7 protein-coding genes are annotated in these 12,726 nt (G+C 46.4%); all 7 read left to right on the forward strand.

Annotation, left to right across the window (positions count from 1 at the left end; genetic code table 11):
* Positions 1–1,782, forward strand: coding sequence for a GAF domain-containing protein (locus tag IPL17_RS24195; RefSeq protein ID WP_345309655.1), 1,782 nt, complete (start codon positions 1–3; stop codon positions 1,780–1,782).
* Between the two features lie 88 nt (positions 1,783–1,870).
* Positions 1,871–4,093 carry a GAF domain-containing protein gene (locus IPL17_RS24200; protein WP_345309656.1) on the forward strand — a complete coding sequence of 741 codons (2,223 nt, stop codon included), beginning with the start codon at positions 1,871–1,873 and terminating at the stop codon, positions 4,091–4,093.
* Between the two features lie 22 nt (positions 4,094–4,115).
* Entirely contained in the window at positions 4,116–5,426 is a 1,311-nt protein-coding gene (locus IPL17_RS24205) for a GAF domain-containing protein (RefSeq protein ID WP_345309657.1), read from the forward strand.
* A gap of 17 nt (positions 5,427–5,443) precedes the next feature.
* On the forward strand, positions 5,444–7,174 hold the full coding sequence (locus IPL17_RS24210) for a GAF domain-containing protein (protein ID WP_345309658.1): 1,731 nt from the start codon (positions 5,444–5,446) through the stop codon (positions 7,172–7,174).
* Positions 7,175–7,189: 15 nt separating this feature from the next.
* Positions 7,190–8,149, forward strand: coding sequence for an ABC transporter substrate-binding protein (locus tag IPL17_RS24215; protein ID WP_345309659.1), 960 nt, complete (start codon positions 7,190–7,192; stop codon positions 8,147–8,149).
* Between the two features lie 18 nt (positions 8,150–8,167).
* Positions 8,168–10,981, forward strand: coding sequence for a GAF domain-containing protein (locus IPL17_RS24220; protein WP_345309660.1), 2,814 nt, complete (start codon positions 8,168–8,170; stop codon positions 10,979–10,981).
* Positions 10,982–10,999: 18 nt separating this feature from the next.
* Entirely contained in the window at positions 11,000–12,715 is a 1,716-nt protein-coding gene (locus IPL17_RS24225; RefSeq protein WP_345309661.1) for a GAF domain-containing protein, read from the forward strand.
* Positions 12,716–12,726: the final 11 nt, after the last annotated feature.

Consider the following 12,726-nt stretch of genomic DNA (forward strand, 5'->3'; position numbering starts at 1 on the left):
ATGTCAACGACCCAACAGCCTTTAGATAATAATCAACGATCTCTTGCCGATTCCGTAAAACGGTTGGGGCAGAAATTAATGGCGCCCCATCCATCCATACACGAATTGGGTTACATAAGGCGCGTTCAATTGCTGAATGTGATCACTCTCGTTCTGATAGCAGCATTCACTCTTGGATTACTTGCCCGCCCAGAATCAGTTTTTATCTTCGAGTACATGCTTGTAATTTCATTGTCTTCCTACATTTTAGGCAAAACCAAATTCCCCAATACTGGCACATTTATCTTTTCTTTTGGCTTTCTAACCACACCTTTTTTAGCATTGCTGCTTGGAATTGCGCCTGAGTTTTCAACGACCATATACACAATCGTTCCTATTGCCTTGATTGTTGCAAGTGCGCTTTCCAGTTTAAGGACCTTTGGATTTCTTGCGATCTATTCAACAATTGCCGCAGTACTTGCCCCTCTGTATTCAAAAACCCCCGCCTCCATAAGCGATATGTCTCAGATCGGGGGAATCATTTTCTTTACCGGCGCAATTCTGTACGGCATTCTCGTATTTCGCGCAAACCTGGAAAATCTGCGCCTACTTGAGATCCGCACTACAAATTCCGAATTGCAAGAAATAAAAACAAATCTTGAAAAACATGTGGAAGAACGGACCCGCGAACTAAGTGATGCAAACCAGCAGATCGAGTCGCGGGCGCTGCGCTTGCAGACCATTTCAGAGTTGTCCCGGGATATCTCGGTCGGAATTGATAAGCGGCCAAAGGAATTGCTCACACTTATAGCAGATTCGATCAGCGAAAAACTTGGGTTTTACCATGTTGGTATTTTCCTACTTGACGAGAATCGCGAGTACGCGCATCTACGCGCGGCAAACACAAGCAGCTTGGGGGGGCAAAAAATGCTTGAGCGCCGCCATCAACTCAAAATGGGCGGAACAGGCATCGTTGGATATGTTTCGCAAAGTGGACGTCCGCGTATCGCGCTTGACACGGGTTCTGACGCGGTTTTCTTCAACAATCCTAATCTTCCAGAAACCAAGTCTGAAATGGCATTGCCCCTTAAATACGGCGCAAACGTAATTGGCGTGCTCGATATGCAAAGCACCCTGTCCTCGGCTTTCAGAGATGATGATGCAAATCTCTTAAGCACGCTTGCCAATCAGATCGCAGTTTTGATCGATAATATGCTGACCAGTCAGCGTTCAGAGTTTTCCCTGCCAAATCAAAAAACAAACACATCTTCTAATCGCATAATCCGCAATCAAAAACAAAGGGGATACGCATATCTTCCAGACGGAACGATTTCGGATTCGCAGATTACAGATAGTACAATTTTTGAAAAAACCATCGCCACTGGTGAAACCTCCGTTCAAGCCCATCCTTCAGCAGGCAATCCTGCCGCTTTGGCAGTTCCCGTTAAGTTTCGAGAACAAGTCATCGGTGTTATTCATATCCAAGCAGCAGATGATAAAAGAAGATGGACGGAGGATGAAGTCATGGTTGTTCAATCCATCTCAGACAGGGCAGCCTTGGCCTTGGAAAATGCGCGCCTTTTTGAAGAAACGGTCCGCCGTGCAGATCAGGAAGAAACCATTGCGCATATCACGACTCAGATCAGCGCTTCCTCAGATTTCAAGCACATCATGCAAATCACTGTCCAAGAACTTGGACAGGCACTAGGCGCGACACGCTCATTTATTCAGCTCGGCGCACCGATTCAAGGTGATGCCGCAAATGATAGTAAAAAAACTGCGACAAACATAACTAAAGGTTGATATGAGTCAAAGCGAATCAAAACAGGCTCAATTTTTTTTGGGCAATCGGATCAGAAATATCTCTCTGCAAACACGGCTGGTGTTTTCAATGCTATTCATCGCTTTGACTCCGCTAATCATTGTTTCAACACGCAACATTACCCAAACACAGCAGGCGCTCACAAAAGGGGCTGAAGTTTCCCTGAGATCAAGCGCGCAGCAAACCGCCAACAGTCTTGACACCTTTATTCAATCAACGTTAAATTCAATCCAGATCGAATCCCAATTTTCCGACTTTTCAGAATATCTCACGCTGGCACGATCTGAACAGGCTGGAAATATTGAACAAGCCAAAGCCCGTGATCTTCTTGAAAAAATTAGCGGGAAAGATCCCGTCAACCTTATCTCCTACGCCCTCATAGATTCTGATGGAAAAATCCTATTAGACAGTGCTGGGGTCGGCATTTCCACAGACGAATCGGGGGAAGTGTATTTTTCACAAGTACGGTTTTCGGAGAGACCAGTAGTCACTGCCGTAACCTATTCCGATGAAACAACCACCATCATCCAATTTGCAGCCAGGATATTAAATAAAAATGGTGACTTCATCGGTGTCTTGCGCGCAAAATACAATTCTGCAGTTTTACAAGCGGTAATCACGGAAAGCGTTGGGGAAACTACTGATGCTTCCGTTTTGCTGCTGGACCAACTTAATATCCGCATGGCAGATACCAAAAACCCTGACCTTGTTTTGAAATCGATCATTCCGCTTGAACTTCCCGATTATTTACTGGCCGTGGACACCAAACGCTTTTTAAATACTCCGCGCGAAGAACAGGCCACTAATTATCTTGATCTAGACCTGGCGCTTGACAATGCCGCACAGCAACCGTTTTTCCAAACCGAAATTTCACCAAATACAGCGGGAGATGACAGCATCGCGGTGGCGTTCCTGAGAACTCAACCCTGGACCGTTGCATACAGCCGCCCCACCTCTCTTTTTCTAGCGGATGTTCAAAAACAGATCAATTCCAATATTATTTTATTGGTTGCCACTTCAATTATTGCAGCCGTTATCGCCACTTTGATCGCAAGAGCATTGACAAACCCCATTGCCGCGCTCGCAAAGGTTGCCAATTTAATTTCCCAGGGTGATTTCAGCGCTCGTGCCCAGGTAAAAACTTCGGATGAAATTGGAACCTTGGCTATTACATTCAACTCAATGACCTCTCAAGTTCAATCTTTATTACAGGGATTGGAGCAGCGAATTCAGGAGCGCACAGTCGATTTGCAAAAAAACACCTTGCAGTTGGAAACAATTGCCGATGTTGCGCGTGAAATTGCCATTATCCGTGACATGGATACGCTTCTCAATGTTTCTGTGAATTTAATTCAGGAACGTTTGAAATATTACCATGTCGGTATCTTCCTTGTAGATGAGCTCAATGAATACGCTGTCTTGCAGGCAGCCAGCAGTATTGCTGCGGAAAAAATGCTAAAAAACAACTACAAATTAAAAGTTGGACAAACAGGTCTGGTTGGAAATGTAACCCGAACCGGCCAGGCCTATATCGCACTGGACGTTGGCAAAGACGCTGTCCATTTTGAGAATCCGTATCTGCCGGAGACACGCTCAGAGATCACGCTGCCTCTGCGGAGTCACAGCCTTACGATTGGCGCTTTGGATATTCAGGCGGTCATACCTAACGCATTTGGGGAACGCGACATTCAAACCCTGCAGATCCTTGCCGATCAATTATCCGCGGCTATTGAAAATGCCCAACTCGCTCAACAAGTTACAGGGACGTTGAGCGAACTCACCAAGACAAACCAGATGCATACACAGCAGGCGTGGCAATCTGCGATCAGCCTGAGAGAAAATCCCGCCTATCAATATGATGGATTAAAGGTAACATCCATACCGCAAAATCTTCCGTTCGAATTACTAAAAGAACTGGAAAATGGGAAACCAATTATTACTGGTCAGAATGCCGTCGGGACGAAAAACACATTGATGATCCCGTTAATGCTCCTTAACCAGGTCATCGGCGTGATCGGATTGGAACAGGAGGATCCGTATCATGCCTGGACCGAAGAGGAGATTGCCATCGCCCAGGCAGCCGCCAATCGCGCCGCGCTTACATTGGAAAACGCCCGCTTGTTGGAAGATTCACAAAGACGAGCCGCGCGCGAACAAGCAATTGGTCAAATCTCTGCGAAGATCGGTGCAGGGACTGAAATTGAGACGATTTTAAAAACTGCCATTAGAGAGCTGGGCATTCAAATTAGCGGAACCCAGATCATGGTCGAGATAGGCGGCGAAAATGAGTGATCTCCCAAATCAGGAGCAAGGTATGCTGAAAAAAAATAAACGGAATACTTCGCCCAACCGCGCGCTAGCCATACTAATTCTCTCGATCTTTTTTGTAGAGCTAGCCATCATGATCGTGTTTTTTACGGTGCCTCCACTTCCGCCGGTTACAGGAACCCTGTTCGATGCAACCATACTGATATTGATCGTTTCTCCGATTGTCTATCGGTTTGCCATCGTCCCGCTTTATGAACAGATGGCAAAGACAAACGACGCGGTCAACCAGTTGGAAACTTTAAATCTCGATCTTGAAAAACGCGTATCAGATCGAACACAGGATCTAGAAAGGGCCAACGAAGGAAACTTGCGTCGTACCGCGCAATTCGAAGCCGTTGCGCGCGTAGCCCGTATCATCAGCTCTACTCAAACGCTGGAAACACTTCTTTCACAGGTCACTGAAGCCATTTCAACACAATTCGGTTTTTATCACATCGGCATATTTCTATTGGACAACAGCAGTGAATTTGCTGTACTTGTCGCCTCAAACAGCCCTGGGGGAAAAAGAATGCTTGAACGAAATCACCGTATGCGAGTGGGCGGGACGGGGATTGTTGGGTTTGTGACTGATTACGGGCAGCCGCGCGTCGCATTGGACGTTGGACAGGATGCTGTTTTCTTCGATAATCCCGACCTCCCTGAAACACATTCCGAGATCGCCCTCCCCCTGCGCATTGGCACTGACCTATTTGGCGCATTGGACGTGCAAAGCACAAAAACAAACGCCTTCTCACAGGAAGACATAAGCGTCCTCTCCACACTGGCAGACCAGGTTAGTATCGCCATTCAAAATGCCCGCTCATACCAGCAATTACGCGAAGCGCTTGGACAGGCAGAGGCTTCTTCCAAACAAATGGGTGAACAGCAATGGCAACAGTTCATGAACAGGCATCCGGTGGAAGGATATTACTTTGACGGCATAGAGGCTAGAACATTAAGCCCCTACGATAAGCTACGAAGTCACAGTCTGGCAGTTCCCCTCATACTGCGCGGAGCCCTGATTGGCGCTATCAAAATAAGCGCGTCCGATTCGAGTCGCGTTTGGACTGAGGATGAAATTGCCATCGCACAAGCTACAGCTGAACGCACAGCCCTTGCCATCGAAAGTGCGCGCCTGCTTCAGGAAGCGCAAAAGCGCGCAACAAAGGAGCGCACGATCGGTCAAATCTCTGCAAAGATTGGCGGTTTGGTTAACCTTGAAAATATTGTTCAAACAACAATTCAGGAATTGGGCAATACACTGCCAGGCGCGGAAGTGATTGTTCAATTCGCATCAGATGATTTACCCAAGGTCTAAATACCAGGAGACGGAATATGCTTTCCAGGTTACTGAATTATTTTAGAGACGAAGAAGATAATAATCCGTCATTCATTCAAATGACACGGAACATTCTTATATTTGTTATTGTTATTAATATTTTTCTCCTGCCGCTGGTGATTGGTCTCTTCGGGAACGAATCTCGGAATATACCGGCTCTGATTACATTAAGCATTACCCTGATTCTCGAGATCATCTCTTTATTTTTGGCGGTTCGCGGCAAAGTAGGCATGGCCAAATTAATCGTGCCGCTGGCGCTCATTGCAGCAATTGCGATCATTGCGAGCGGCACGAACGGGTTGCGCGACATATCCATCGTTGGTCTCCCCTTCGTTTTTGTGATCGCCGCTTTATTGTTGGGCCGTCTGGGCATCTGGTTGGTCGCACCGATCGCAGTCATTACCGCCCTTGGTATCGCAATAATGGATCTACGGACTGGAAGAGCCGTTACAAAAGTTGGGGTTGACGATGCGATCATCATCGTGATTGTACTTATTGGCTGTGCTGGCGTCATTCAGGTGTTGATCAATCGCCTTACTGAAACGATTAACAGACTGAAGATAAATGAAAAAATTCAATTGGCGGAAAATCGCGAACTGAATGAACTACGACAGTCGCTTGAAGAACGCGTAAACCAGCGTACCGCAGATCTAGATACCGCGAACCAATTCAACTTACGGCGTGCGCGTCAGTTTGAGGCCATTTCACAGGTAGTAAAAGCGATCTCTTCCATCCAGGATCTGGATACGCTTATGCCGCGTATCACCCAGGTGATCAGTGAACAATTCAACACCTATCACACCGGAATTTTCCTGTTGGATAAAGAACGTGAATTCGCTGTGCTGCGCGCATCAAATAGTGAAGGCGGACAAAAGATGCTGGAAAAAGGTCATAAACTAAAGGTCGGGCAGACCGGCATCGTCGGATTGGTTTCTGCTACTGGACGAACGCGCATTGCGCTGGATGTTGGAAGTGATGCCGCGTACTTTGACAATCCCAATCTTCCCAATACCCGCTCCGAAATCACGATGCCTCTTCGATATTCCGGGCAGATCATTGGCGCTTTGGACGTACAAAGTACTGAGGCAAACGCCTTTGGTCACGATGATGTTGAAGTATTAACAACCCTGGCTGATCAGGTGGCAATTACCCTCAACAACACACTTATTCTTGAAGAAGCCCATAAATCGCTGGCGGAATCGCAAAGTACGTTCGGCGATTTTACGCGCAATTCATGGGAGGTGATGCAGTCTAAATCATTGGGGCTGGGTTTTCAATTAAAAGGATCAACCGTCTCCCGTCTGGAACAACCTTTAACTGGTGAATATATTCAGGAGGCTGTAAAACTTGGGCGGCCGGTCATATCAAATAAAGAAAACGGAAACTCAAATCTTGCAATTCCAATTCGGTTGCGCGGGAGAACCATCGGCATCATGAATCTACACACCAAACAACATCAAGAATTAACAAGTGATGATGCTGATATTGCCGAATCAGTAGCGGAACGTCTCTCGATCGCCATCGAAACAGCCCTCTTAATCCAGACCGCACAGCATCGCGCAGATATAGAGAGAGTCACAACCGATATCTCCTCCAGGATCAACGCATCCACAAGATTTGAAACAATTTTACAAACGGCTGCCCAGGAACTAAGCCGGGCACTCGGCGGATCTGATGTGCTCGTCCAAATCGAACCAGCATCCATAGAATTAGGCATGGCAGGATAAAATACAGGCTCCACAATGCATAGAAATCTTTTCTTGAAAACCGCTCTTATCATAGCAATCATTCCTTGCCTTGGGGCATGTGCGAATCTGAAGGCGGAAAAACCTTCCCGCCCACCTTTGCGTGTGGCATATACACAATGGTGGGGTGACTATACACTTCTGGTCGCCCAGGAGAAAGGTCTGTTCGAAAAATATGGTGTGGAAGTTGAACCGGTTTATTACGAGTTTTTTTCCAAAACATATTCAAATCTTGCGTCCGGACAAATTGATGGCGCTCTCATCGCGGCGGGAGATACGATCAACATAAATCGAAACTCTCACATGAAAGTGGTCGGCGTATCTGATGACGGCGGCGCAGACGCCATCATTACCAGACCTGACATAAACAGTATAGAAGATCTAAAAGGAAAAACCGTTGGGGTTCTGCTTGGTTCTCAATATGAGATCGCTATCGCAAACATGTTACAAAGTGCAAAAATGAACCCAGGTGATATTAATCTCGCAAACATCAAGCCAGAAAACGCATTCAATGCCCTAAAAAATGGCCAGGTTCAGGCAGTTTATACAAGGGAACCCTATTTATCTCAATCTCTTTTAAATGGGAATAAAATAATATACCCGAATGAAAAAACACGGCTCTTCCCATATATGATTGTCTTCAGCGCGTCGATCGTGGATGACAGGCCCGAAGACATCCGGGCTTTCCTGAAAGCCTGGTTCGAAGCTGTGGAATATCGCCTTAGAAACCCGCAGGAAACTCAAGCCATCGCGACCCAATACCTTAATTTAAAGATCCTGCCGGATGAAAATCTAAAGATATTTTCTTTGGAGGAAAACAAAGCGCTGTTCAATATACAGGATGAAAATTCGATCTACGCGGTTACACGGCGCACATCAGAATATTTGATTTCAATTGGGGTTTTGGCTCAGCAGCTAGACCCACTGGAATTAATTGACCCTGCTTTTCTGCCTTAACTACACAAGAGAATTATTATGAATAAACCGCCCATCCAATCTAGTTCGCCGGACGAACGCCGTCGAAAAAATGCCTTGACGATCAGCTTGGTCACAGGGGTTTTATTCGTGGTCGTAGCCCTGATCGCCGGATACGTTGGATATTCCGAGAACGGCTTCGGAGGGCTGTTTGGTTTTGGGATAACTGGACTTGTAGCGATTGCGGGATTTGCAAGTGCATATCAAAGCCGCCGGGGTCGTCAAAACCAGGGAATGTCAATCTTAATTGGCACGATATTTGCGCTGGCGCTTACCGTTCCATTTGTAGTCCATGGACAAGGTCTTGCGCTTGGAATAATGGTCGCGATCGTTGTGGCGGGAATTTCATCTGCTACCCTGGATACTAAATGGGCTTCGCGTGTGATCATTGGCGCTTTTATCATTGCGGTCATTATTACGGTCACAGACCAATATTTACCCGACTTCGGATTACCCACTAATTCCAACGCAACAAATTTGATCGCCGCAGCGGCCTCGCTCTTCTATACTTTCTTTATATTGCGGCGTTTTAACTCCTATACACTGCAAACAAAGATCATTATCGGTTTTTTTCTTGTAACCATTATTCCACTGGTGGCACTGGGACTCTTTAATAGCATTTCAGCTTCTCAAAACCTGCAAAGCCAGGGGAAGGCCCAATTAACCACGCTTGCAAGAACCATTGCTAATTCAATTGACAGCTTTATTTCCTTTCAAATTGAAGGTATACGTTCAGATTCGAGACAACTGGCACTGACCTCCTATTTAGATCTGCCTTCAGACTCGCGTACAAATAGCGGGGAAGAAAATAACGCACGGCTGGCGCTGTTATCACTAACCCGTAAAAACCCAGTCTTCATTCATTCGATCGCTGTGCTTGACGAAAACGGAAAAAATATTCTTGATACATTCGAGGATCATATAGGACAGAACGAGGGGAATCAGTCTTACTTTAAACGTCCGCTTCAGACTGGGCTGCCATACGCATCGAATATTGTTTTCCACGACGATGATTCCTTTATTTACTTTAGCTCTCCGATCACCGGGAAAAGCGGGACAATCACCGGCGTTTTGCGGATCGAATATTACGCGACAGTTATACAATCCATTATTCGATCCATAGATACCGGAAATACAGGTACTATCATTTTGCTGGCAGATACAAGAACCTACTTACGGATAGGCTACACTGGCGACCGTGATGAATTATTGAAATCATTTTACAATTTTAATGATTTGGAATTTAGCGTAATGCAACTGGAAAACCGCCTGCCCCGCGGTCAAAGAGAAGCTGCCTTGGCAGGTATAAATGATCTGATCGTCGCAGGTGTGGATAATTTACAACAACAACCTTTTTTTGAAGCCTATTCGAATTCACTACAATCAAACACCATAAATACAGGTCAATTTCTCGAGACACAGCCATGGGTCGCAATTGTTCGTCAATCCACAAAGATATATTTAGATCCGATCGCAGAACAAAACAGAACGAATATTTTAATTTCCATAGGATTGGTTTTTTTCAGCATCGGCTCTGGTTTTTTTGCTTCGAAATTCCTTGCTTCCCCATTGATCTCGCTTGCCAATGTGGCTGAGAAAATTTCAGCAGGAGACCTGACTGCCCGCGCAAAAACAAATACCGAGGACGAGATCGGCATTCTGTCAACAGCCTTCAACCGCATGACAGACGAGTTGTCTCAAACAGTCAATAACCTGGAGTTACGCGTTGCAGAACGCACAGCCAGCATTGAAGTCGCACGTGAACAAAGTGAAAAACGAGCCAACGAACTGCAGGCGATCAGTGAAATATCAAGGGTAATCACCAGTGAGCAAAAACTTGAAATACTCCTCCCGCTCATTACAAGACTTGTGAGCGAGAGTTTCGGTTTCTACCACACGGGAATTTTCCTGATCAATGAGACAAAACAATTTGCGGTGCTGCAAGCCGCCAATAGTCAGGGCGGAAAAAACATGCTCGCGCGCGGACACAAGCTCGTGGTCGGAGAGACCGGCATTGTTGGGCATGTCGCTAAATTTGGAATCCCGCGCATCGCATTGGAAGTCGGGCAGGATGCTGTCTATTTCAACAATCCTGACATGCCAAACACCCGCTCCGAAATGGCGCTGCCTCTTAAAATCCGTGATCAAATTGTTGGAGTGCTTGACGTACAAAGCGAAAAACCTGGCGCGTTTGATGACAATAATGCGAATACACTCAGCATCCTTGCGGACCAGATCGCCATTGCAATTGAAAATGCCCGCTTATTTGAGCAAACACAGCAGGCACTATTGGAATCACAAGCGCTTTATCGCAAAAACATACAGGAAAGCTGGCTGACCTTCAGCCGCGACGAATCGTCAATTGGATATCAACAAAGCCTCGCGGGCGGAAGAAAAGTAACATCGCCCATTGACACAGATGAGATACGTCAGGCGATGAACCGTGGCAGCAGCCTGATCCATCAGGCTGGACAATCAAAACAGGAGTCCTTGATCGTTGTTCCGATCAAATTAAGGGAACAGGTAATCGGCGCATTGAATATCAAGGCACCCACAGCGGGCCGCCTGTGGACAAACGATGAGATTAACCTTGTAGAAGCAATCTCTGAACGTCTTTCTCTGGCTCTTGAGAACGCGCGCCTGATCCAGGATTCGCAAAGGCAGTTAGTCAAAGAACAAACGATTGGTGAAGTTACCGGAAAAATCGGCGCGTCCATTAATCTAAAGAACGTTCTGCAAACAGCAGTGGAAGAATTGGGACGCGCCATGCCCGGCTCAGAGGTTATGATTGAATTTGAGAAAGATGATGAGTAGCAGACCGATAGGACGGCAATGTTAAACGCGATCAGGAAATTTTTCACCCCACCGGCTTTCGAGGATGAGGAAAAAACACGCATTGCAGGTGTGTTATTTCGAATATTGACGTCCACATATATTCTGCCGCCTACTGTATTATTTATACAAATATTGAGCCCGGCGAGTGGGCAATTCTTCCTGCCTTTGGCACTCCTTGTTGCCATCACGGCAACCATATTGATTGCATTTGCAAAAAGAGGCCACATTCGCCCGGTCAGTATGGCTTTGATAGCCTCCTTCCTGGTACTATCCACCATTGTTGAGATATTTTCAAAAGGCGAGACCCGTCCGGTCAGCATCCTCTCCGGAGCGGTCATCATAGCCGGCGGATTATTACTTGGTCCGCGCGGATCGTTTATCACCGCCATTTTATATGGATTAAAACACATCATCGTTCTCTTCCTGATTAACAATCAAATCATTGAGGTTCAGACTCCCAGTCCCGCGCCTACACCCATTGTGGATGGCGTTACAACTTTCATCGGCTATTTATTGATTGCGATTGTTTTCAGCCTTGCGACAAACAGTATTTATTCAACCTTAACCCGCTTGCGCCAAAGCGAAAGTAAATTGACGGATAGCAACCAGAAACTGCAGGAACTGACCCAAACTCTGGAAAAGCGTATTGACGAGCGTACAATTGAACTGGAAAAGACGAGCATTCTCAGTAAAAGGCGTGCCAGGCAATTCGAGACCATCACCCGTATTTCACGCACGATCAACTCTGCTCAAAACCTGGCTGAATTATTACCACGCATTTCGGAAGCGGTAAGTGAGCAATTCGGTTTTTATCACGTTGGCATTTTTCTTAATGATGCCAGCAACAAATACGCGGCGCTTGTGGCTGCAAACAGTCCGGGTGGAAAGAGAATGCTTGCGCGCAGACATCAACTCAAAGTAGGCGAACAAGGCATCGTCGGTTATGTGACAGACAGCGGCGAAGCGCGCATTGCGCTTGACGTGGGTATGGATAGCGCCTACTTCAATAATCCCGATCTGCCTGATACCCATTCTGAAATGGCGCTCCCGTTAAGGATAGCCGGCACTGTGATCGGCGCGCTGGATGTGCAAAGTAAGGAAAGAAACGCATTTACCAATGAAGATATCGAGGTTTTATCCACACTAGCAGACCAGATCAGTCTCGCGATCCAAAATGCCCGTTTATTTGATCAAACGCAAAAAGCGTTAACCGAGTCTGAGGCGGTGTACCGCCAAAACCTGCGCGACTCATGGAGTCGGTTGCCAAAGGAATTAAAACTAAAGGGATACCGTTATACTGCAAGCGGTACAGTAGAATTGATCAAAAAAGAGCCGTCTGATGAAATTAAAGTTGTCAAAGATCAAAATATGCAAAGACGTGAATTTTCCGTCCCAATCACTTTGCGCGGTGAACCTATCGGCACTTTATCCGTTCAGGTTCCAAAAAGCGAACGCCTGGGTCGCGATCAAATCGATTTGATCAGAGCTGTAGCTGAGCATGTTGCCTTATCAGCTGAAAACGCGCGTCTATTCGAAGAGACCAATACTCGCGCTGCACGCGAGCGTATTGTTTCAGATATCACCAACAAAATCCGCAGCACCAATGACCCGAACGAAATGATTCAAACCGCCATGACCGAACTTCAGCGGGTTCTGGGCGCGACACGGGTTGAGATCATTCCGCAAAAGAACACGCTTTCGCCAGATAAATAAAAAAATCTTAA

It is taken from the genome of Candidatus Villigracilis saccharophilus (genome assembly GCF_016711665.1).